The 21,202-nt window shown below is 68.9% G+C and carries 25 protein-coding genes, 2 tRNA genes and 1 pseudogene; 11 read left to right on the top strand and 17 right to left on the bottom strand.

Annotation, left to right across the window (positions count from 1 at the left end):
• Positions 1-81 precede the first annotated feature (81 nt).
• Both IEX18_RS00455 and IEX18_RS00460 read right to left on the bottom strand, forming a co-directional pair.
• Complete coding sequence (locus IEX18_RS00455; protein WP_188656664.1) at positions 82-429, bottom strand: hypothetical protein; 348 nt, start codon at positions 427-429, stop codon at positions 82-84.
• Positions 426-1,079 carry a DNA cytosine methyltransferase gene (locus tag IEX18_RS00460; RefSeq protein ID WP_229664282.1) on the bottom strand — a complete coding sequence of 218 codons (654 nt, stop codon included), beginning with the start codon at positions 1,077-1,079 and terminating at the stop codon, positions 426-428. Before IEX18_RS00460 ends, IEX18_RS00455 begins: the two co-directional genes overlap by 4 nt.
• 187 nt (positions 1,080-1,266) lie before the next feature.
• Here IEX18_RS00460 and IEX18_RS00465 point away from each other — a divergent pair.
• Together IEX18_RS00465 and IEX18_RS00470 are read left to right on the top strand one after the other, a co-directional pair.
• Positions 1,267-1,340 (top strand) — tRNA-Cys (locus IEX18_RS00465).
• Between the two features lie 48 nt (positions 1,341-1,388).
• Complete coding sequence (locus IEX18_RS00470; protein WP_188656666.1) at positions 1,389-1,595, top strand: hypothetical protein; 207 nt, start codon at positions 1,389-1,391, stop codon at positions 1,593-1,595.
• On the opposite strand, the gene IEX18_RS00475 is transcribed toward IEX18_RS00470, so the two are convergent.
• From IEX18_RS00475 to IEX18_RS00485, 3 genes are read right to left on the bottom strand one after another with little or no spacing between them, the layout of a single operon-like run.
• Entirely contained in the window at positions 1,592-2,539 is a 948-nt protein-coding gene (locus IEX18_RS00475) for an acetyl-CoA carboxylase carboxyltransferase subunit alpha (RefSeq protein ID WP_188656667.1), read from the bottom strand. The genes IEX18_RS00470 and IEX18_RS00475 overlap by 4 nt on opposite strands.
• Before the next feature lie 11 nt (positions 2,540-2,550).
• A complete protein-coding gene (locus IEX18_RS00480; protein WP_268234931.1) occupies positions 2,551-3,453 on the bottom strand; it encodes a tyrosine-type recombinase/integrase in 903 nt (300 codons plus the stop codon).
• Complete coding sequence (locus tag IEX18_RS00485; RefSeq protein ID WP_308419314.1) at positions 3,450-5,036, bottom strand: hypothetical protein; 1,587 nt, start codon at positions 5,034-5,036, stop codon at positions 3,450-3,452. The genes IEX18_RS00480 and IEX18_RS00485 overlap by 4 nt, the downstream gene beginning before the upstream one ends.
• 388 nt (positions 5,037-5,424) lie before the next feature.
• Between IEX18_RS00485 and IEX18_RS00490 the strand changes: the two genes are divergently transcribed.
• The 3 genes and pseudogenes from IEX18_RS00490 to IEX18_RS00500 all read left to right on the top strand — a co-directional run.
• A complete protein-coding gene (locus IEX18_RS00490; protein WP_188656668.1) occupies positions 5,425-5,955 on the top strand; it encodes a shikimate kinase in 531 nt (176 codons plus the stop codon).
• Complete coding sequence (gene aroB, locus IEX18_RS00495) at positions 5,952-7,067, top strand: 3-dehydroquinate synthase (RefSeq protein WP_188656669.1); 1,116 nt, start codon at positions 5,952-5,954, stop codon at positions 7,065-7,067. The genes IEX18_RS00490 and aroB overlap by 4 nt, the downstream gene beginning before the upstream one ends.
• A 285-nt stretch (positions 7,068-7,352) precedes the next feature.
• Positions 7,353-7,832: pseudogene (locus tag IEX18_RS00500) on the top strand (Npun_F0296 family exosortase-dependent surface protein); the annotation flags it as partial.
• Between the two features lie 61 nt (positions 7,833-7,893).
• On the opposite strand, the gene IEX18_RS00505 reads toward IEX18_RS00500, so the two are convergent.
• From IEX18_RS00505 to IEX18_RS00525, 5 genes are all read right to left on the bottom strand, one after another.
• On the bottom strand, positions 7,894-8,220 hold the full coding sequence (locus IEX18_RS00505; RefSeq protein WP_188656671.1) for a DUF423 domain-containing protein: 327 nt from the start codon (positions 8,218-8,220) through the stop codon (positions 7,894-7,896).
• A complete protein-coding gene (locus IEX18_RS00510; protein WP_188656672.1) occupies positions 8,217-9,980 on the bottom strand; it encodes a cation:proton antiporter domain-containing protein in 1,764 nt (587 codons plus the stop codon). Before IEX18_RS00510 ends, IEX18_RS00505 begins: the two co-directional genes overlap by 4 nt.
• On the bottom strand, positions 9,980-10,414 hold the full coding sequence (locus IEX18_RS00515; RefSeq protein WP_188656673.1) for an iron-sulfur cluster assembly scaffold protein: 435 nt from the start codon (positions 10,412-10,414) through the stop codon (positions 9,980-9,982). Before IEX18_RS00515 ends, IEX18_RS00510 begins: the two co-directional genes overlap by 1 nt.
• Positions 10,411-10,968 (bottom strand): CvpA family protein, encoded by a 558-nt coding sequence (locus IEX18_RS00520; protein WP_188656674.1) that lies wholly within the window; start codon positions 10,966-10,968, stop codon positions 10,411-10,413. Before IEX18_RS00520 ends, IEX18_RS00515 begins: the two co-directional genes overlap by 4 nt.
• Positions 10,969-11,036: 68 nt before the next feature.
• Positions 11,037-11,822 carry a 3-hydroxybutyrate dehydrogenase gene (locus IEX18_RS00525; protein WP_188656675.1) on the bottom strand — a complete coding sequence of 262 codons (786 nt, stop codon included), beginning with the start codon at positions 11,820-11,822 and terminating at the stop codon, positions 11,037-11,039.
• A gap of 122 nt (positions 11,823-11,944) precedes the next feature.
• Here IEX18_RS00525 and ypfJ point away from each other — a divergent pair, with 122 nt between their 5' ends.
• The gene (gene ypfJ / locus IEX18_RS00530) at positions 11,945-12,850 is read left to right on the top strand and encodes a KPN_02809 family neutral zinc metallopeptidase (protein ID WP_188656676.1); all 906 of its coding nucleotides are present in this window, start codon (positions 11,945-11,947) and stop codon (positions 12,848-12,850) included.
• A 117-nt stretch (positions 12,851-12,967) separates the two neighbouring features.
• Here ypfJ and IEX18_RS00535 read toward each other — a convergent pair whose 3' ends face one another.
• On the bottom strand, positions 12,968-14,128 hold the full coding sequence (locus tag IEX18_RS00535) for a DUF2171 domain-containing protein (protein ID WP_188656677.1): 1,161 nt from the start codon (positions 14,126-14,128) through the stop codon (positions 12,968-12,970).
• Positions 14,129-14,371: 243 nt separating this feature from the next.
• Here IEX18_RS00535 and IEX18_RS00540 point away from each other — a divergent pair.
• The 3 genes from IEX18_RS00540 to IEX18_RS00550 all read left to right on the top strand — a co-directional run bounded on the left by IEX18_RS00540 (position 14,372) and on the right by IEX18_RS00550 (position 16,000).
• A tRNA-Ala gene (locus IEX18_RS00540) sits at positions 14,372-14,447 on the top strand.
• Between the two features lie 60 nt (positions 14,448-14,507).
• On the top strand, positions 14,508-15,269 hold the full coding sequence (locus IEX18_RS00545) for an NUDIX hydrolase (RefSeq protein ID WP_188656678.1): 762 nt from the start codon (positions 14,508-14,510) through the stop codon (positions 15,267-15,269).
• Positions 15,269-16,000, top strand: a complete 732-nt coding sequence (locus IEX18_RS00550) for an extensin-like domain-containing protein (protein WP_188656679.1) — start codon at positions 15,269-15,271, stop codon at positions 15,998-16,000. Before IEX18_RS00545 ends, IEX18_RS00550 begins: the two co-directional genes overlap by 1 nt.
• Here IEX18_RS00550 and IEX18_RS00555 read toward each other — a convergent pair whose 3' ends face one another.
• The 4 genes from IEX18_RS00555 to IEX18_RS00570 all read right to left on the bottom strand — a co-directional run bounded on the left by IEX18_RS00555 (position 16,001) and on the right by IEX18_RS00570 (position 18,717).
• Positions 16,001-16,522 carry a hypothetical protein gene (locus IEX18_RS00555; RefSeq protein WP_373284514.1) on the bottom strand — a complete coding sequence of 174 codons (522 nt, stop codon included), beginning with the start codon at positions 16,520-16,522 and terminating at the stop codon, positions 16,001-16,003. It lies immediately after the preceding gene.
• 250 nt (positions 16,523-16,772) lie between these two features.
• Positions 16,773-17,060, bottom strand: a complete 288-nt coding sequence (locus IEX18_RS00560; protein ID WP_188656681.1) for a hypothetical protein — start codon at positions 17,058-17,060, stop codon at positions 16,773-16,775.
• Positions 17,061-17,103: 43 nt separating this feature from the next.
• Complete coding sequence (locus IEX18_RS00565; protein WP_188656682.1) at positions 17,104-17,904, bottom strand: transglutaminase-like domain-containing protein; 801 nt, start codon at positions 17,902-17,904, stop codon at positions 17,104-17,106.
• Between the two features lie 72 nt (positions 17,905-17,976).
• Positions 17,977-18,717: a Bax inhibitor-1/YccA family protein gene (locus IEX18_RS00570; RefSeq protein WP_188656683.1), complete on the bottom strand. Its 741-nt coding sequence runs from the start codon at positions 18,715-18,717 to the stop codon at positions 17,977-17,979.
• 131 nt (positions 18,718-18,848) lie between these two features.
• Here IEX18_RS00570 and thpR point away from each other — a divergent pair, with 131 nt between their 5' ends.
• The gene (gene thpR, locus IEX18_RS00575; protein ID WP_188656684.1) at positions 18,849-19,430 is read left to right on the top strand and encodes an RNA 2',3'-cyclic phosphodiesterase; all 582 of its coding nucleotides are present in this window, start codon (positions 18,849-18,851) and stop codon (positions 19,428-19,430) included.
• A 34-nt stretch (positions 19,431-19,464) separates the two neighbouring features.
• Positions 19,465-19,998, top strand: a complete 534-nt coding sequence (locus IEX18_RS00580; protein WP_188656685.1) for a superoxide dismutase family protein — start codon at positions 19,465-19,467, stop codon at positions 19,996-19,998.
• Positions 19,999-20,033: 35 nt separating this feature from the next.
• Here the strand turns inward: IEX18_RS00580 and IEX18_RS00585 are convergent, their stop codons facing one another.
• Both IEX18_RS00585 and IEX18_RS00590 read right to left on the bottom strand, forming a co-directional pair.
• Positions 20,034-20,438: a hypothetical protein gene (locus IEX18_RS00585; protein WP_188656686.1), complete on the bottom strand. Its 405-nt coding sequence runs from the start codon at positions 20,436-20,438 to the stop codon at positions 20,034-20,036.
• Positions 20,439-20,567: 129 nt separating this feature from the next.
• Entirely contained in the window at positions 20,568-21,128 is a 561-nt protein-coding gene (locus IEX18_RS00590; protein WP_188656687.1) for a type 1 glutamine amidotransferase domain-containing protein, read from the bottom strand.
• Positions 21,129-21,202: the final 74 nt, after the last annotated feature.

Below are 21,202 nucleotides of genomic sequence, written 5' to 3' on the forward strand. Positions count from 1 at the left end.
GAAGCGGCGAGACGCGACAGCGGCTCGATCCGAAGGACGAAAGCGCGGTGGCGCAGCCATTCGCCCGCACACGGTCGGCCATCACCTATCCCTCCCCTCTAAGGTATCGGGGGATAGGGTGGCGTAATCCGGCGGACTGGCCCAAAGCACAAAGCCGTCCGCATCAATCTCGTATTCGCCTTCCTCGGCGAACTCGGTCAGCGCGTCGCGGCCTCGGTCTGTGAGGCGTAGTCGACCATCTCGCAGAACCACGAGACCATACGTCCGCAGCCTGTCACACGTGATCTGGCGGCGCTTGTTCGCCAAGTACTTGCCGTCGTGATCGTTGATCGCAATCAGAAGCCGCAGTTGCGCGGTCGTCAAGATTTCTGACCACCATTGGTCGGGCGGCGGTGGCGAGCCGGGACCCCAGTTAATCTCCCCGCTCATGCCGCATCCTTCCGGATGGAGAGGCGGGAGGAGGCAAGGTGCGCAAGAAGCTGCTCGCCGATAAAGCGGGTGTAGGCGGGTGGGATGGCCTCACTCATTTCGGCGAGCGGTGCCCAGTCCATTCCCATGGCCTCCGCGGCGACCGGCTTATGACCGTTCGGCCAGGCGTCGCGCGTGCCCCTGCCGCCATGTCGAGCCGCGCGGATGCGAGCGTGCCCGCCATAGATGCCGACTACCGGCGAGGTGCCATGCTGGCAGCCCGGCGAGGAGAGAGCGACGTTGCTTTCGAAGAGCCGATGGCGTCGCAGCTCGCAGCCGTGGGAGCGCAGGCCGAACGCAGACCCGCAGAGCATCGCAGGCGCATTCATCTCGCCGCGTGCTTCCTCCACGTTCTCGATCACCCACGGCAGCCCGCTCGCTTGAAGCCTTGCTCGCACCACAGCGATCAGCCGCGGCGCACCCTTCGTCCCCGGCGCGTGGCGCATGGCGGTGTAGCCCTGGCACGGCGGGCTTGCGTGGATCGCGTCGAAGCTACGCAGGAAGCGCATGTCGACGGCTAAGGCATCCATTTGGATGAAGCCGAATGGATAGCGAGGCTGCGGCGACAGATCGACCCCGACGACGTCGAAGCCGGCCTGGTGGTAGCCCATCCCTGCCCCACCAGCGCAGCAGAACAGGTCTAGAAGACGAGGGCGCCCGCTCATGCCTCCACCTCCGCATTGAGGCGGCACGAATCACGAACAGTGCGTACTCGCGGGATCGGGGTGCGTACTTTTTCCCGGCCGGGGTTGACGGCGCGGCGAAAGTCGAGGATTTGCGCGGCCTCCCGCAGATCGAGGCCCGATGGCGGAGTGGTTACGCAGAGGACTGCAAATCCTTGCACGCCGGTTCGATTCCGGCTCGGGCCTCCAGACGCATTGCCGCTCGCCTGCGGCGATCAACCGCCCTAGTCTGGGCGCATGGTGATCGAAGCCATCCTTGCCGGCCTGCTCGTCATCGCGGCGCTCCTGGCCACGCTCGCCGCGGCAGCGCGGTTCGAGCGGCGGCGGCGCGCCCGCTGGTGGCGATGGTATTTCCACGAGGGCGGCCTGGTGCGCGAACTCATGCGCCGCTGGAACGGGCCGAAGCGGCTGACCTGGCGACCCGAGGATCGCGATCGTTCCTAGAGCCGCCCCATCTTCAGGAACTTGGACCGGCGCTCGCTGCGCAGTTCCTGCGCCGAGAGCGGCGCTAGCTCGCCCAGCGCCCCGTGCAGCGCATCCCCCAGGGCACTGATCGCGCCCGCCGGGTCGCGATGCGCACCGCCCAGCGGTTCCGCGACAATGGTGTCGATGATGCCGAGCGACTTCAGGTCCTGCGCGGTGACCCGCATCGCCTCCGCCGCATCGGGTGCCCGGTCGGCGGTGCGCCACAGGATCGAGGCGCATCCTTCCGGGCTGATGACCGAATAGACCGCATGCTCGAACATCAGCACGCGATTGCCGGCGGCGAGCGCCACGGCGCCGCCCGACCCGCCCTCGCCCACGATCGCGGCGACTACCGGAACGCCGGCGGCGAGGCACGCCTCGGTCGAGCGCGCGATCGCCTCGGCCTGGCCGCGCTCCTCCGCCTGGATGCCCGGAAAGGCGCCGGACGTATCGACGAGCGTCACCACCGGAAGTCCGAACCGGTCGGCGAGCTCGACCAGCCGGATCGCCTTGCGATAACCCTCGGGCTTGCCCATGCCGAAATTGTGGCGGATGCGCGTGGCCGTGTCCGAACCCTTTTCGTGCCCGATCGCGAGCACGCGCCGGCCGCGAAACGTCGCCAGGCCGCCCATGATCGCCTGATCGTCGGCAAAGGCGCGATCCCCCGCGAGCGGCACCCACTCCTCGAACAGGCCGGCGACATAGTCCTTGAAATGCGGCCGCTCCGGGTGGCGGGCGACCTGCGTCTTCTGCCACGGGGTCAGCTTGGCGAAGGTGTCGCGCAGCAGCTTGTCGGACTTGCCCTGGAGACGGGCGATCTCCGCGGCGATGTCGACCGCGCCGTCGGCGGCGGTGTCGCGCAGTTCGTCGATCCGGCCCTGAAGCTCGGCGATCGGTTTCTCGAATTCGAGGAAGCTAGCCATTAGAGCGGCGGTTACGGCTGGTGCGGGCGAAGGTCAACGAGCGGGTGACGGGTGTTGACCAGCTCGACCAGCCGGGCCGCCTCGACATGGGTATAGATTTCGGTCGTGGCGATGTCGGCATGACCGAGCATCGTCTGCAACGCGCGCAGATCGGCCCCGCCGGCGAGCAGATGCGTGGCGAAGGCATGGCGCAGCACGTGCGGGCTGACGCGATCGGGCGGGATGCCGGCGGCGGCGGCAAGCTCGCGCATCAGCTGGAAGAGGCGCACCCGGCTGAGATGCTTCTGGCCGGACGGAAAGAGGAAGGGCTGATCGGCGGGCACCCGCTCGCGCCAGGCCGCGACGGCGGCACGGGCGCGATCCGACAGCGGCACCATGCGTTCGCGCCCGCCCTTGCCCTTGAGGACCAGATAGGGCCGGTCGACCGCAATCGCGTTGCGCGGCAGCGAGACGAGTTCGCTGGCACGGAGGCCGGAGCCGTAGAGAAGCTCGACCAGCGCGGCGAGGCGCAGGTCCGCGGGCTTGCGCCCGGCGTCCAGCCGCGCGGCGATGACCGCGAAGAGACGATCGACATCTGCCGGCGTCAGCACCTTGGGCAAAGGCCGCGCCGCTCCCGGACGCGGCAGGGCGTCGCCCGGGTCGTCGGGACGATGCCCCTCCTCGCGCAGGAAGGCGAAGAAGCGGCGCAGGGCCGCCGCCTTGCGTGCGACCGTCGCCCGCGACAGGTCTCGCCAGCTCTCGGCAAGCGTCTGCAAGCCTGCAGCATCCGCCGCGGCGAGCCGTCCCCCGAGAACCTCCGAGGCGAGCGACAGGTCGCTGCGATAGGCGGCGACGGTGTTGCGCGCCGCCCCCGCCTCGGCGGCCAGCATCTCGAGGAAGCGGTCGATCAGCGCCCGGTCGACAAGATCCGTCACGCGCGCGCGATCGCCTCGACGGCGATCATCCGCGCTTCTCCCTCCAGACCCACCGCCCGCAGCGCCGCGACGATCCGGTAGAGCGCGGCGGGCGGTACACCGCGCCACGTGTCGGACTGCATGCCGATCGCGGCGAGGAGAAGGACGGTGCCCGGCTCCCGCGCCTCGACCGCGCGGTCCATCGCGCGCGTCCAGCTGTTGGCGGCGCCCAGATCGACCCCCAGCGATTCGGCTTCGCGTTGCGCCTCGTCCGCCGCCATCCGGCCGAGCCCGGCCAGACCGGCGAACAGCAAGCGCCGGCGAAGGTCGCCGCCCGAATAACTCTCGATCGCACCCGCCGCGTAGCGCCGGCCCGAATCGGCGTCGGCAAGGGCCAGCATCGCCCAGCCCTGCCCGCCGGCCTGGACGAATGGTGCCCAGCGCTGCGCCGTCCGGTCGAGGCCGGCGGCGAGCATCGCGGCGACGAGACGATCGGCCTCGTCGTTGTTCGGTCCCGCCGCCTGGCGCACGGCCGCGCGCGCGGTCAGGATCAGGCGCGCATAGGGCGCGTCGGCACCCCAGAGCGATTTCAGGGCGGCCAGCCGGTTCGTCGGATCGGGATCGGCATAGGCGGTGCGCAGGTCGCTCGCCGCCGACGTGGCCGTGGCGGGCGCGTCATCGATCGCCGCGACCGCGCCGTAGAGATCGACCAGCGCGATGTTCGACAGGACGCCCTGCGCCGCCGCCGCCTCTGCCGGCGCAAGCCGCTGCACCGCCGGGATGGCCGGCGACAGCGCGCGCCAGCCGTTCACCTGCGGACCGGTAGCGGCATAGAACTCGTCGGGAATGGTCACGCCGGTCGCGATGCCGAGGCCGAAGCGCCAGGGCGTCAGGCGATCCGCGTCGCTCCATTCGATCGTCACGGCCTGCCGCCCCTGCCCGCCGGCGCCGATCACCTTCTCGGCGAGCCGCAGGTCGAAGGGATCGGCGAAGCGGCGGCGGCGAAGCGCCGCGTAGCGCTGCCGCGCTGCTGCGCCGTCGCCGGCCAGTGCCTCGCACATCGCGCCGGCCAGAGCCCAGCCACCCTCGCGCGTGACTGGAAAGGCGGCGTCGGCCAGCGGGCACAGCCCGGCCGGGTCGCCTGTCGCCAGCATGGCGTTGAGCGCGACCTGATAGAGTTTGGGCGTGTAGTCGCGATTGTCGACCTGCTGGACTACGGCGCGCGCCGCCATGGCCTCGCCCATGCGCAACAGCAGCCAGGCGCGCTCGGCAGCGAAGTCGGCGCCGCCCGTCCGGGCGGGCGTATTCAGCCGCGAGACCAGAAGCCGGCGCAGCGCGATCGACAGCCAGCGCGACGGAAGCGGCGCGGCTGTCCTGCGCATCAGTTCCTCGAGGAAGCGCCCGTCGGCACGGCCGAACGCGTCGGCCGGCATGGCACCGTCGATCCCGACGCTGCGCAGCGAGCGGCGCGCATAGGCCGGCATCTCGAAGGCGGCGAGCGCCGCGGGATCGACCGGGCTCGGCGTCGCGCTCGGCGTCGGCGACGGTGTCTCGATCGGCAGCGGCTGGACGATCGCTCCGGGTGCATCGGCGGGCGGCGCCACGACCGGCGCCGGCGCGGACGCGGGCGCTTGACCACTGGGAGTGGGCCGCGGCGTGGGACGCGCTGCCGGCTCGCCGAAGCCGGGCGGCAGGATCGATTCCGGCCGGTCCTGCGCCAGCCCCGCCCCGGCCGCCATCGCGGCCAGCGTCAGGCCGGCTGCCAGCGCCCTACTGGAGGTTCGCAAGCGAGACCTGCTTCTCGACCTGCGCCACGGGTCGTTCCGAATCACGACCGGCCAGCAGGAACAGGACGCCCCCGACCACGATGAGAAGCGCGATGAGGAACACGACCAGGCGGGACATGGCTACGACCTTGGGCAAACGGCAGAAATCGACGACAGGCACGCGCCTTTTGCGCGAGCGCCCTGGGGCTGTATAGCGCGCGCCGCCATGATGCAAAGCCACTCCCCCTGGACCGGCCGGCCGATCGTGCTCGTCGGACTGATGGGCGTCGGCAAATCGACTGTCGGGCGCCGCCTGGCCGCGCGCCTTTCCCTCCCCTTCGCGGACGCGGATCACGAGATCGAAGCGGCGGCCGGCCTGTCGGTGACGGAAATCTTCGACCGGTTCGGCGAGCCCTATTTCCGGGACGGCGAACGGCGGGTGATCGGCCGGCTGATGGACGGCACGCCCAAGGTCATCGCGACCGGCGGCGGCGCCTTCGTCAACGACGAGACCCGGAACCTGATCCTCGAGCAGGGCCTGGCTGTCTGGCTCAATGCCTCGCCCGACGTACTGGCCGAGCGGGTCCGCCGACGCGATACGCGCCCGCTGCTGCGCGGTCGCGATCCGAAGACGGTGCTGACCGATCTCGCCAGCCGCCGCGATCCCTATTACGCGCTCGCGCCGATCCATGTCTCCAGCCAACGCGGCCCGCACGAGGCCACCGTCAACGCCATATTGAAAGCGATCGGCCGATGAAGACCGTCACCGTCGCGCTCGGCGAGCGCAGCTATCCGATCCATATCGATGCCGGCCTGCTGGCGCGCGCCGGCGATCTCCTCTTACCGTTGGCCCGCGGCCGGGCGATGCCGATCGTCACCGATGGAAACGTGACCGATCATCTCGCGACCCTGCAGGCGTCGCTGGCTGCGGCCGGGATCGCGAGCGACGCGCTGGTCCTGCCGCCCGGCGAAGCGAGCAAGAGCTGGGCGCGGCTTGCGGAAGTCTGCGATTGGCTGCTGGCCCATGGGGTCGAGCGCAGCGACCATGTGATCGCGCTGGGCGGCGGCGTGATCGGCGATCTGGTCGGCTTCGCCTGTGCGATCGTGAAGCGCGGATGCCGCTTCGTCCAGGTCCCGACGACCCTGCTCTCGCAGGTCGACTCGTCCGTCGGCGGCAAGACGGCGATCAACACGCCGGCCGGCAAGAACCTGATCGGAGCGTTCCACCAGCCCTCTCTGGTCCTGATCGATCCGCTCGTCCTGAACAGCCTGTCCCAGCGCGAGCTGGCGGCCGGCTATGCCGAGGTCGTCAAATACGGGCTGATCGACGATGCCGCCTTCTTCGACTGGTGCGAAGAGCACGGCCCGGCGCTGCTCGCCGGCGACGTCGACGCCCGTCAATACGCCATCGCCCATTCGGTCGCCGCCAAGGCCAGGATCGTCGCGGCGGACGAGCACGAGACGAACGGCACCCGCGCCCTTCTCAACCTCGGCCACACCTTCGGCCATGCGCTGGAGGCGGAGGCCGGTTTCGACGGCAGCCTGATCCATGGCGAGGCGGTCGCCGCCGGCATCGCCCTGGCCTTTCGCTTCTCGGCCGCCCGCGGTCTCTGCCCGGTGGCCGAAGCGGAACGGGTGGGTGCGCATTTTCGAAGGGTCGGCTTGCCCGACGGATTGCAGGCGGCGGGAATCGGGGCCGATGGCGCGACGCTGGTCGGGCATATGCAACACGACAAGAAGATGGCCGCAGGCACGCTTCCCTTCCTCCTCGCCCGCGGGATCGGCAAGACCTATCTCGACCGCGGGATCGATCTGACCGAGGTGGAAAGCTTTCTGGATGCGGAACGGGTCGCGCCTCTTCCGGGTTGAGCAACTGTACCATTGCGAGACAGGCAGCAAATGTCTCCGCTGGATGGTGCTTTAGTTTGAACCTTCTGCCGGGTCACGAATTGTGGCTCCCGAGGCTGGTGAGCTGTTCACCTGCCGTTCATTCAGGGAGATCGGTGTATGCGTTCGTTGAAGCTCGTCCTGCTCGCCACTTCGATGGCGTTCGCGCCCTCGGTTGCCGATGCCGCTCTCACCATCGGAATGGGCGGCAACACGACCGCCCTGCTGACCCTCAGCTCGGCCGGCCTGAACGGCGGTTCGGTCGCCACCCTGTCGGGCGGCACCATCTACAATTCGGACCAGCCCTTCGCCGACATCCCCAAGGGCGGCATCTTCGGCAACGCCTTCCTGGCCGCCGGCCCGCTCGCCGGCCAGCCCGCCACCCTGACCTTCACCAACCCGGTGACCTATCTCAGCTTCCTGTGGGGCTCGCCCGACACGTATAACCGCGTGACGCTGGTGACCAACCAGGGCACCTACAACTATTCGGCGTCGTCCTTCGCCTTCCGTTCGACGACCGGCGACCAGAGCTATTCGGACTATGTCAATTTCGCCACCTCGGCGGGGGAGACCATCCGGAGCATCTCGTTCACCAACAATCCCGCGATCGACGCCTTCGAAACCGCGAACTTCTCGGTGACGGCGGTGCCCGAGCCGGGCACCTGGGCCATGATGATGCTGGGCTTCGCCATGGTCGGCGCGGCGGCACGCTATCGTCGTCGCTCGGTCCGCGCCGCGATCGCCTGACGCGATCGGGACTGCCCGTTCGAAGCCGCCGGTCCCGATGGGGCCGGCGGTTTTGCATTGCTCAGCCGCGCAACTGCCAGGCCAGCCACAGCCAGCCGCCGATCAGCAGCGCTCCGCCGAGAGGAGTCACGGCGCCCAACCAGCGCGGCGCACCGATGGCCATGGCATAGAGCGTCAGCGCGAAGATCGCGCCTCCCACCACGAAGAGCGCGGCCGGTCCGCGCGCCTCGAAGCGGAGTGCGACCAGCGCCGTGACGGCGTGAATCAGCTGATACTGGCCACCGGTCCGCAGCCACTCTGCCGCCTGACCCTGGGCGGCATGGGCCCCGAAGGCGCCCGCCGCGACCGCGACGGCACCGGAGAGGGCGGCGAGCAGAGCCCAGATCATCGTCCGTCATTCCCCCAGGGATAGCGCTCTGCGGTCTCGGCGCGTGCCGCGCGGATGTCCCCCGCTTCGACCTGGATGCGCAGCCGTTCCTTGTCGCGCGAGCGATAGCTGCTTTCGGCACGGTCGATATCGGCCTCGGAGATGCCCAGCCCGCGCATCGCCAGCCGCGCCATGCGGACCGCCGATTCGAGCACCTCGCGCACGACATAGCGCGCGGGCGAGTTCTTCAACTTGACGAGCGCGCGCCGATCATAGGCGCGAACATAGATGGCGGCGTTCGGAAAGGCTTCGTGCACGGCCTCGAGGGTCGAAAGGTCGATCTGGTCGCCGTCGATACAGAAGAGGATCAGCTCCGCCTCGGCAGCGCCCGCCTGGCGGAGCAGGTCGAGGCGGGTCCCGTCGCCATAATAGACCTTGGCGCCGAATTCGCCGGCGATATCGATCATCTCGATGTCGCGATCGATCAGCGTGACGGGAATGTCCTGCATCAGCAGCATCTGCCCCACGGTCTGGCCAAAGCGCCCATAGCCGACGATGATCGCGTTGGCCCCGTCCGCCATCGGTCCGTCGCGCTCATCCGTGCCGCTATCGATCGGCTCCTCGCGCAGCCGGCGGGTGGCGCTCATCAGGAAGGGCGTGGTGGCCATCGACAGCGTGATGATCGCGCCGAACAGGCTGGCCGCCTCCGGCGCGACGAGCAGCCCCGCCTGGGCCTGAGCGAACAGGACGAAGCCGAATTCGCCGCCCTGGCTGAGGAGGACGCCGAGCGCCAGCGCGCTGCGCCAGGTCATGCGGAAGGCGAGCCCGATCAGGAAGATGACCGCGGCCTTGGTCGCGATGAGCGCCGCCGCCATGCCGGCGACGAACAGCGGCCGCTGCGCGATCGCTTCCAGGTTCAGCATCATGCCGATCGCCAGGAAGAACAGGCCGAGCAGGATCGAGCGGAACGGTTCGACATCCGCCTCCAACTCGTGGCGATAGGGGCTGTCGGCCAGCATCACCCCTGCGACGAAGGCGCCGAGCGCCGTCGACAGGCCGAGCATCTCCATCACCGCGGCGCTCGCGATCACCGTGAAGAGCGCCGCGAAGACGAACATCTCCCGCTCGCCGAGATTGCCGATCAGGCGGAACAGCGGCCGCAGCAGGAAGCGGCCGGCCAGCACGAGACCGCCCACCGCGACGATCGTCTCGATCGCGAGCAACCAGCCCGGCGGTGCGCCGGCGTCGGCCGGATTGCGGCTCATCGCGGCGATGATTGTGATCAGCGGGACGATCGACAGGTCCTGGAACAGCAGGATCGCGAAGGTACGCTCGCCGAATGGCGTGCGGAGACGTCCGGCCGACTGGAGCATCGGCAGGACCTGCGCCGTCGAGGAGAGCGCCAGCGGCAGGCCCAGCGCGAGCGCCGCTTCCGGCGAGAAGCCGACCGCCCAGATCACGCCGGTGATCGCGATGCCGCATGCCGCCACCTGGATCAGGCCCAGCCCGAAGATCTCCTGCTTCATCCGCCACAGCCGCGACGGATTGAGCTCGAGCCCGACGATGAAGAGAAGGAGCGTGATGCCGAGTTCGGCGATGCCCATCTTCGCTTCGGCATCGCCGACGAGCCCGAGCACGTGCGGGCCAACGACCGCGCCCGCGACCAGATAGCCCAGCGTCGCACCGAGGCCGAGCCGCCGGAAGACCAGCACGAAGACGAGCCCCATGCCGAGAAGCACGGCGCCGTCGCGCAGCAGCGAGAACTCCCCCGCGCCGTGCATCAGGCCGCCTGTCTGCCGCAGGCGTGCGCCGCCGCCTCGGCCGCAGCCTGGAAGGCGAGCTGCACCGAGCCCTTGCGGACCTGGTTGAGCCGCCCGGGATCCAGCAGCGCGATGTCCGGCCATTCGGGCGGCGTGTCGCCGCCCGCCATCCAGGCCGCCATCGCCTCGCGCGCCTGCTGCAACTCCGTCGCCGTCCGTCCGATCAGATTGCGCGCCACGAGCGTGGCGGCCGCCTGGCCGAAGGCGCAGGCATTGACCCGCGTACCGACCGCTACCACCCGCCCGGCCGCATCGACATCGACATCGACGATCACCCGGCTGCCGCACAGGGGGGAGCGCTTCTCCGCCGAGCCCATCGGATCGGTCAGGCGCTCGGGAAACGGGTTCTGTGCGGTCAGCCGCAGGATTTCCGGCGGGGGCACGGCAAGGCTCATGGCGCGGTGATTCCGTTGTCGGGTGTCGCCGGCCGCGCGCCGAAGACCGGGAGCCCGCGACGCCGGCGATCGACGAAATCGGCGATCCCCGCGCTCGTCGCGTTGAGAAGCGGATAGGTCCGGCTCTTCACCATCCATTCGGGCCGGCGGGAGGGTCCGCCGGAGACCGTATCGATGACCAGCGCCACCAGCAGGAAGGCGAGGCTCGCCAGGATCAGGCCCTTGAGCGCGCCGAAACCGAAGCCCAGCGCGCGATCGACCGGTCCGAGCACCGAGGTGCGGGTACGCCGCCCGACCGCGTTGGCGACGAGCTTGCCACCGATATAGGTGACGGCCGCGATCAGCGCGAAGGCCAGCACCGCCGCGCCCGATGCCGTGCCGACGAAGCGGGTGAGCAGCTGCGCCGCGGGAATATGGAACAGCTTCAGCGCCGCGACGATCGCGATCCAGGCGAAGAGCGACAGCACCTCGGTGACGAAGCCGCGAATCCCGCCCAGGATCGCGGCCCCCGCCACGGCGATCAGGACAAGCACGTCGAGCGAGGTCAGGGCCATGCCTTCCCTAAAGCGCGGTCGGGCGTGCGAAGTCGAGAGAGATTTTCACCGGCGGCAACGAAGCACCGCTAGGCTGCCGTCCAGCCGCCGTCCATCGAGAGATTGGCACCGGTGATCTGCGCCGCCTCGTCGCGGCAGAGGAACAGTGCCAGGGCCGCCACCTGGTCCGGCGTCACGAACTCCTTGGTCGGCTGCGCCGCCAGAAGGACGTCGTTCATCACCTGCTCGCGCGTCATCCCGCGTGCCTTCATGGTGTCGGGAATCTGGTTCTCGACCAGCGGCGTCCACACATAGCCGGGCGAGATGCAGTTGGCGGTGATCTTCGCCTGGGCGACCTCCAGTGCGACGGTCTTGGTCAGGCCGGCAACGCCATGCTTCGCCGCGATATAGGCGGCCTTGTTGGGGCTGGCGACGAGCGAGTGGGCGGAGGCGGTGGAGATGATCCGGCCCCAGCCTTTGGCCTTCATCGCCGGGATCGCCGCGCGCATCAGATGAAAGACGGACGTCAGGTTGATCGCGATGATCGCATCCCACTTCTCGGGCGGGAACTCGGCAACCGGCGCGACATGCTGGATGCCGGCATTGGCGACCACGATGTCGCAGCCGCCGGTCTCGGCGACCGCGCGCCCGATCATCGCCGCGATCTGGTCGGGCCTGGTCATGTCGGCCGCATCGTAGAGCGCCACGGCGCCGCTGGCTTCGGCAAGCGCGGCGCGGTCGGCCTCGATCTGCGCCGCATCGCCGAATCCGTTGATGACGACATGCGCCCCCTCCCCGGCAAGCGCGCGTGCGATCGCCAGTCCGATGCCCGAAGTCGATCCGCTGACGACCGCCGTCTTTCCCTTCAAGAACATGCGCCATTCGCTCCTGCCTGATCCACCCACCATGCGGGGGTGGCGGTTTCGGATCAACCATGGACCTGATGGCGGGTTTCGCGCATTCCACCCGCGCAACGATCCTTGGGAGTGGGGACGCCATGCGGCTCGACGATTATGACAACGACATCAACGTCGGTGAGGCCCGCGGTGGCGGAGGGTTCGGCGGTGGCGGCGGCGGGCTGATCTTCAGCCTCCTGCCGCTGATCGGCAGCCGCTTCGGCTGTGGTGGGATCGTCATCGCCCTCATCCTGCTCGCGGTCTTCGGCGGCCTCGGCAATATCGGCGGCATGCTGGGCGGCGGCGGCGGAACCGGGACACAGGTCTCCCGGACGGCGAATGGCGGACAGGAGGATACGCGGCAGGTCTGCGAGGCGACCCCCGAGCGCCGCGAGACGTGCCGCGCCTTCAGCAACGCCGAAAATACCTGGGAAGCCCTGTTCGCCCGCTCCGGCCAGCAGTTCGCCCCGCCGATGCTCCGCTTCTACAACGGCTCGGGCCAGTCGGGCTGCGGCGCGGCGCAGGCCGCGATGGGGCCCTTCTATTGCCCCACCGACCAGGGCATCTATCTCGACACAAGCTTCTTCAACGAGCTCGCCACTCGCTTCGGCGCGCAGGGCGACTTCGCTCGCTACTATGTCGTCGCGCACGAATTCGGCCACCATATCCAGCATCTGCTCGGTACCTCGGAACAGGTGCAGCAGATCCAGCAGCGCTCCAGCCAGGCCGAGGGCAATGCTGCGTCGGTGCGGCTCGAGCTGCAGGCGGACTGTTTCGCCGGCGTCTGGGCGGCTCAGAACCGCAACCGGCTGGAGCCGGGCGACGTCGAAGAGGGCATGACGGCCGCGCGGGCGATCGGCGACGATACGCTCCAGCGCGAGGCGCAGGGTCGCGTCGTGCCGGACAGCTTCACCCATGGAACGTCGGAACAGCGGATGCGCTGGCTACGGCGAGGCATGGAGTCGGGCGACCCCGCCCAGTGCGATACCTTCTCCGGCGCAATCTGAAGCCCCTGCGCACGGCTTGCGGCCACCCGCCGCGTGCCAGCGCTCCAGACACAGAAAAGCCCCGGTCACCTCATGGCGACCGGGGCTCTTTCGTGTCTGCGCCGTTCGCGCTCCGGCTTAGTAGGTGCCGGAGAAGCTGCGGTTCAGATTGGTGTCGCTGTGCTGGCCCGAACCGGTCGCCTGGGTCGTGCCGTTCTGGCCGGTCTGCCCGACCTGGGTCTGGCGGTCGCCACGATTGCGATCGGCGTCGCGATCGCCGAACATCGCGGCGTTGTTCTCCTCGTCGCGCCAGGCCTTCTTGGCCTCGTCCGCCGTCTTCGACAGCGTCACCTTGTCATCGACCGAGCTGATCCAGCTCGACGAGATCGAATGGTGACGCCCGCCCGCATCGGCATCGTTCTTCGTCAGGATGATGCGGTCGCCGCGCACCTTGTCGACCGTGCCGACATGGCTGCCGTCGGAACCGACGACCTCCTGATGCTCCTTCACCTTCTGGAGCATGTCGCGCTGCCCCTGGCGGTTCGTGCGCCAGGACGAGAACTCATTCTCGAAGCGGCTGCGGTTCTCGCGGCGATACTCGTCATAGTCCCGGTCCAGCGCCGCGATCTGAGTCGAGCGCCAGCCATGATAGTCGTGATCGTGCTGGCCGCCGCCATAATAGCGATCGTCGTTCCGGGCATCCATTTCGCGCCGACGCTCGGCATCGTCGTCGCCGAACCACGACCGGACCTCGTCACCCGCGCGCGCGAAAAAGCCGCGCTCCTCATAGTCGTAGCCCTGGGGCTGGCGACCATAGGCGCCGCTGCCGCCCTGCTGCTGCCGGTTGCGGTAGTTGTCGTCGTCGGCATGACGGTTGCGGCCTACGTCCTCAAAGCGGCGGCCGTCATGGGCGTAGGAACCGTGATACTCGCTGTCGCCCCGGCCCTGCCAGCGATCGCCGCCCTGGTGGCTGCCATAATCCTGCCTGCCGTAATCGCGGGCGCCATAGCCAGACCGACCCGATTCATAGCGGCCCTGATCGCGGTTGCCGTAATCGCGGCTGCCATAATCCTGCCGGCCGTAACCGCCCATCGTCTGGCGCTCGCGCCCGAACTGCTCGCGCTGACCGTAGCGCTCATAGCCATAGTCGCGACGGCCGTAGCGACCATCGTCCTGATCGCCGGACGCGGCATAGTCGCGCGCGCTCGAATAGGTGTAATCGCGGCCGCTGCCATAGTCGCGGCCGTAATCCTGCGTCTCGGACCGATAGTCGCCCCGGGGATAGCGCTCGTAGCCCATGCTGGTCTCCTGTCTCCTGCGGTGCCGGCGGGCATCGGACGTGCCCGACCGGTTCCGCAGCGAAAAACGGACCTTAATCTGTGATGTTCCGGCGATTCCGCGCCGGCACAACCATCCGCCGCGAGGACGGATCGATTGATCGACCGCAAGATGGCCACTCAGATTTTGCCAGCGCCGATGTTGCAAAGCCCGGACGGGGCGGCTAATGGCGTCGCTCCCGGCCACGGCCGGCGACGAAGGTGCGGGGCTGTAGCTCAGATGGGAGAGCGCTGCAATCGCACTGCAGAGGTCAGGGGTTCGATTCCCCTCAGCTCCACCACCCGCCTTCGCCGCAAAGATCGCGCTGTGCCGCGCGCTGCACTGATGCGTTGACCGGTTCATGACCGCGCCGCCTGACGCCATTGCCGCCGCCACCCTAATCGTCTTCCGCGACCGCGCCGATGATCCGCCCGAGTTGCTGATGGTCGAGCGGTCCCCGGCCATGGCCTTCGCCGCCGGTGCGCTGGTGTTTCCCGGCGGACGGGTCGATGCGGCCGATCATGCGCTGGCGGCAATGCTCGACACCGTGGACATGGAGGAAACGGCGCACCGGATCGCCGCGATCCGCGAAACCCTGGAAGAGGCGGGACTGGCGATCGGCCTGACCCCCGCGCCCGATCCGGAGGCCATCCGTCGGCTGCGCGCCGGCCTCCATCGCGGCGAGGCGTTCGGCGCGCTGCTTGCCAGCGAGGATATCGGGATCGATCCCGCGGCGATCACCGCCTTTGCCCGCTGGTGCCCGGCGCACCGGCTGGCGCGGGTCTTCGACACGCGCTTCTATATCACGGCACTGCCGCCGGCCGCGCCGGCGGCGAGCGTCGACGGTACCGAGAATGTCCGGCTGATCTGGACCAGTGCGACCGCGGCCTTGGCTGCTGCCGAGGCACGGCGCGCATCACTCGTTTATCCCACACGCCGCAACCTCGAGCGGCTGGCGCAGTTCGGTTCGTTCGAGGACGCCGCGCGCGATGCGAAGCGCTTCCCCGTCGAACGGATCGTGCCGGTGATCGAAGAGCGCGGCGCCATACCGCATCTGTGCATCCCGGAAGGACTTGGATATCCCGTGACCGCCGTACCCGTGTCCGACACCGAGCGCGGCTGATGGGCGCACTCCGGCGCATCGTGGGCACGGTCGTCATCGGCGCCCTGATCGCGGCCTTGCTCCTCGCGATCTGGGCGATGCTGCGAAGCCGGCCGCAGGACCTGCCTTGGACGCCGCTCGATCTCGGCCAGCCGATCGGGCTGTTCACCGGGCGCAAGCTGACCGCTTTGGGCAGCGACCTTCCCGCCTGCCGCGCAGCGTTGGAGCGGGCCGGCGTGCGCCATACGCTTCTACCGGCGCGACGCGAGGCGCAGGGCTGCGGCTATGACAATGTAGTGCGCTTCGCCGCGGGCGGATCGAGAGGGCTGGATTTCCGACCGGCCGGACTCGCTATCGCCTGCCCGGTCGGCGCGGCGCTCGCCATTTGGGAGTGGGACGTGGTGCAGCCGGCGGCGCGTGAGCTGCTGGGGAGCCGCGTCGTCGCGGTCGATCATTTCGGCAGCTATAGTTGCCGGCGCATCTATGGCCGCGACACCGGCAACTGGAGCGAGCATGCGACCGCCAATGCCGTCGACGTTGCGGGCTTCCGCCTTGCGGACGGCCGGCGGATCACCGTCGTCAACGACTGGCGGGGGCAAGGGCCCGAGGCGCGCTTCCTGCGGGCGGTCCGCGACGGCGCGTGTCGTCTGTTCGCCACGACCCTGTCCCCCGACTACAACGCCGCGCATCGCGACCATCTCCACCTCGACCAGGCGGAGCGGGGCGCCATGGGCTGGCGCGCCTGCCGATAATCAGTTCGCCAGCGACTGGCCGGTGTCGACCTTTTCCACCCAATAGGGGAAGAATGCCGGCTGGCGATTCGACCAGCCCGACGCGGTCGCGGCCGCCTCGCTGATCGACTGGAGCAGCTTGCGCCGCAATTCGGGATGCAGATGCGGCAACGCGGCCGCGCCGCAGAATGCCGCCGGCAGCCAGGGCCGTGCCTCGGCGCCGATCAGCCGCTCGTAGAGGAAGCGAACCGCCGAAAAGCTCGGCAGGCGGCCTTGGCCGAGATCGAACGCGATCACGGCGACGAGCGGCCCCAGGAACGGCTCGACGGCCTCCAGCCCGCTGTCGTCGGGCACCATCTGCCGGAGGGTCGGAAGGTTCCGGTACAGGCGGGCCTGGGCACGGATGCTCGCCGCCTCCACCACGTCCCGCGACCAGCGTGTCATCGCATCGTCGCGATCCAGACCGATATCGAGCGAGCGGCGGATATAGCGCTGCGTCGCCGCCGGAAAGCTCGCGAATTCCTTCATCTCCGCCAGCGTCATCGCACCTTCGGCCGGCCTGCTCTTTCCACCCATCGTCCGTCACCCCGCCCACTTCGACCCTTGTCGTCGGAGCCTAGCGCAGGATGGTTAACCCCACCCTTAACGCCGGCCCGGGACGACGCAGTCAAGGAACGACGAAAAACGCTGCGCCGCAACATGGATTGCGACGAACCGCTGGTGACATACGTTATCGATCCGAAACTATGGCCACCGCGCAACATCTGCGCAGGCGGCCGCGCGCATTGTCAGATCAGGCGTCGCGCTGGCGTTCGGCCTCTTCGTCATAGCCGGACGAGGGCACCGGATCGCTGCTGGCGTCGGGTTGGCTCACGGCCACCGGGTCGCTCGCATCCATGGTCTCGTCCAACCCACTGTCCAGCCGTGCCTCGACGCTGTCCGGGTTGCGCTGGAGCCGCTCCGCGACCTGACGATCCTGGCCGGCATCCTGACGGGGGTCGCGGCTGCCGCCCGCCGCCTGCGCATCGGCGTCGTCGGGCGCAACCGACAGGCTATCGAGCGCGCGTTCGTCGATGGTCATGCTTCATCCTCTCGAACCATTGCGCCGACAGAACGTCCGGCCCCTAGCCCCGTTCCGCCGGCGTCGTCCGCTGCACCGCCACCGTCTGCCCTATCAGCGTGGCCGTGCCGAAGATGGTCATGAAGGCGATGTCGGTCGCATCGCGGCCTACCGCGACGATGGCCAGTTCGTCGGCCCTCGCCATGCCGGTCGCATCGACCAGATGCCAGCGGCCTTCGAGCCAGAGTTCGGCCACGGCATGGAAGTCGGGCGGATCGACCCCCGGTGCATAGGCCGCGACGCAGCGCGCGGGAATCTCCGCGGCGCGCGCCAGCGCGACCAGCAGATGCGCGTAGTCGCGGCAGACACCCATGCGACTGGCGAAGCTATGGAGCGCGGTCGTCGCGCTGTCGCTGGTGCCGGCCCGGTAGGTCATGTGCTCATGGACCCATTCGGCGAGCGCGCTGGCCATCGCGCCCCCGGAGAGACCACCGAATTTCTGCCGTACGAATCCCTCGAAGCGATCGGCCGGGCAGTAGCGGCTCGGCAGCAGATAGGCCACCAGCGTGCCGGGCAGACCCCTGACCGGGGTGGCCGCGAGCGATGCGAGCGCCGCGGCGGGCCGATCGATCGTCACTTTGGCGCGGTATGCGGCCTGGATCCGGTTCGTCGCTCTCAGCCAGCAGCGCTGGCCGATCCCCTCCTCGCCGGCAATCGTCGCGATCGGATCGTCCGACCAGATGAGCAACTCCTGCTCGTCGAGCCGCTGCTCCGGCGTCGCCGCCGCCTCGATCTGGAGGAGGATGTCGGCGGGTTCGGGCACGCCGTAGTCAAGGTCGACGGCGATCGACAAATGGGTCGGCATGCCTCGTGCTCCCGAAATGAAAAGGGCCCGGCGGTTTCCCGCCAGGCCCCGTGATGACAATGTTCGAAGCGATCAGTCGCGGCTCGAGCCGAACAGACGCAGGATGAAGAGGAACATGTTGATGAAGTCGAGATAGAGGCTGAGCGCCGACATCACGACCACACGACCTTCCAGCTCCGTTCCCGCGACCTGGTAGTAAAGGCTCTTGGTGCGCTGCGTGTCATAGGCGGTAAGGCCTGCGAACAGCAGGACACCCACCGCGCTGATCAGCAGGCCGAGCGGACCCGACTGCACGAACATGTTGATGATGCTGGCGACGAGCAGGCCGACCACGCCAATGATCAGGAAGGTGCCGAGGGCGGACAGGTCCTTCTTCGTGGTGTAGCCGTACAGGCTCAGCGCCGCAAAGCCGGCGGCGGTCGCGAAGAACGCCTGCGCGATCGCGATCGGGCTGTACTGGAGGAAGATGGTCGACAGCGACAGGCCCATCAGGACCGCGAAGCCCCAGAACAGGGCCTGCAACGTGCCCTGCGACATCCGGCCCTGGCCGAAGCTCATCGCGAAGACGACCGCCAGCGGCGAGAAGACGATCACATATTTCAGGATGCCGGCCTGGGTGAACACCGCCTCCGCATATCCGCTGAAGGCGAACAGCAGGGCGACGATGCCGGTGAGCAGCACGGCCGACGTCATGTAGTTGTAGACGGACAGCATGTACGAACGGAGACCCGAATCGTAGGCCGCGTCGCCGGCCCGCGCGCGCGTCGCGCCGAACGGCGCGGCGGAGGGTCGAGGATCAGACCAGTTTGCCATCTTGAGAAACTCTCCTTCGTACCGGCAAAGGGCCGGTTGGGTTCAATATCGGTCGGCTGCCCGGCCATTTCAAGCGAAAGCGGCGTTAGACGGGATTGGCGCTTGGCTGGCGAGCCCTCTACACCAGACGCATGATCCGCCTGTTCGTTGCCCTCCGACCGCCGCGCGCCGTCCGCGATCTGCTCGGGACGCTGATGGAGGCCGTGCCGGGCGCGCGCTGGCAGGACGACGAGCAGCTCCATATAACCCTGCGCTTCGTCGGCGAGGTCGACCGGCCGCAGGCGGAGGATCTCGCCGCGGCGCTGGGGCAGGTCCACGGGCCCGCGCCGCGAACCGCCCTGGACGGTGTCGGCAGCTTCGGCACCCGAGGCAGGGCAGACACGCTCTGGGCGGGCGTGTCGCCGGTCGAGCCCCTGTCACGGCTCGCCGCCTCGGTCGAACAGGCCTGTCGACATGTCGGCCTCGAGCCGGAGCGGCGCGCGTACCGCCCGCATATCACCGTCGCGCGGCTGGCGCGCAGCGCCGGCGTTGCGAGCGAGGTCGAGGATTGGCTCGTCCGTCACGCTGCCCTGCGCAGCGCCACCTTCGAGCTTCCCCATCTGGTCCTATACCAGAGCTGGCTGGGCAAGGCCGGAGCGCATTACGAACCGGTCGCCCGCTGGCCGCTCGGAACCGCGGACATGGCCACTGGTTCGCCCTCTATCATCGATTAGGCCCGGTCCGTCGGGTCCGTACAGGGAGAAGACGATGCGATTCGCGATCATCACCTTGGCCTCCGGCGCGGCGCTGCTCGCCGGCTGCCAGCACGACCGCATGGCGACGCGCGATGCGGCGACCAGCGGCCGCTCTGCCGTGGCGCTGCTGCGGACGGCCGCCAATGCCGATGCCGGCCGCGCGACGGCGACCGAGACCGAAGGCGGCCTGCGCGTCACGCTCGACGCCCGTGCGCTTCCGCCCGGGACGCACGGCGCCCATATCCATATGACCGGCCGCTGCGACGCGCCGGACTTCACCACGGCGGGCGGGCATTGGAACCCGACCACGAGGCAGCATGGGACGATGAACCCGCAGGGCCCGCATTCGGGTGACCTGCCGAATCTTATCGTCGGCACCGACGGGCGCGGCACGATCGGGGTCACCATCCCGGGCGGAACGATGGACGGGCTCCTCGATGCCGATGGCGCCGCCATGATCGTCCATGCCAATCCGGACGACATGAAGACCGATCCGTCCGGCAACAGCGGCGGTCGCATCGCCTGCGGCGTGTTCCAGCCCGCCTGACGGAAACGACTCCTCCGCCCGGTGGCGGAGGGGCGTCAGCCCGCGCGCGCCTGGTGAAAGGCTATCGCGTCCGGATCATAGGCGGCGAGCGGCTGGTCGAGATCGGTCGGCAGCGGCTGTTCGCGCGGCGGCGGCGGGCCGATATCCGCGAAGGACAGCGGTGGGCGCATGCGCGCCCGCCGGCTCGTCGCGCGTTCGAGCCAGCCCTGCGGGCCAAGAGCCAGATAGAGTAGCGCCCAAGTGAACCCGCCGGCAGCGACGGCGACGACGGCCTGCAGCAACTGGGGCGAGACCGCCAAGCCCAGCGCGGACAGCCGGTCGGTCACCCTTGCGCTCTCGGCAGACAGGCTTGGACACAAGAGCGCCGCCAGCACGCCGGCCGGCACGGGCATCAGTCGGAGCAGGCGTCGCGCGCCGGCAAGGCGGTTCGTATCGGTCATCGCATCCCGGCGACGATCCTGCACAATCGATCGTCGTAAACCCAGTGCTAACCGAACGATGTTGCCAAGAGGTTGAAGCCCGAGCGGAGAGGCGGGCGGGCGCTCTCGGCCCCCGCCCGCCCCGGTGCCTCAGGCGGGCTCGTCCGCCAGTTCCTCGGTCAGCGCGTCGATGATCGCGCTGTTGAACGCAGGCAGGTCGCCTGGATTGCGGCTGGTGATCAGATTTCCGTCGACGACGACCTCCTCGTCCACCACGTCCGCACCGGCATTTTCAAGGTCCGTGCGGATCGACGGGAAGCTGGTCAGCCGGCGCCCGTCGATCACGTCCGCCTCGGCGAGCAACCAGGGGCCGTGGCAGATGGCGGCCACGATCTTGTCGTCCTCCATGAACTCGGCGACGATCTCGACCGCCCGCTCCTCCTGGCGCAGCTTGTCGGGATTGCAGGTGCCGCCCGGCAGGACGAGCGCGTCATAATCGTCGGTATCGACATCGGCGAGGGTCAGGTCGGGCGTCGCCGTCTCGGCCTTGTTGATATCCTGCTCCATTCCTTGGATCGGATCGATCTTGATCGAGGCGAGCGTCACCTTGGCACCGGCAGCCTCCAGCGCCTTTTTCGGCTCGAACAGCTCCACCGTCTCGAAGCCGTCGGCCGCGAGCATCAGCACGCGCGCGTTGGATAGGTCGGCCATGGAAAACTCCTGAAGGGGCATTGGGGGAGCGTCCTCAACCCCCATGCCCCGCCCCCGTTCCGGAACGAAGCGAC

The organism is Sphingomonas metalli (assembly GCF_014641735.1).
Classification (GTDB): Bacteria; Pseudomonadota; Alphaproteobacteria; order Sphingomonadales; family Sphingomonadaceae; genus Sphingomonas; species Sphingomonas metalli.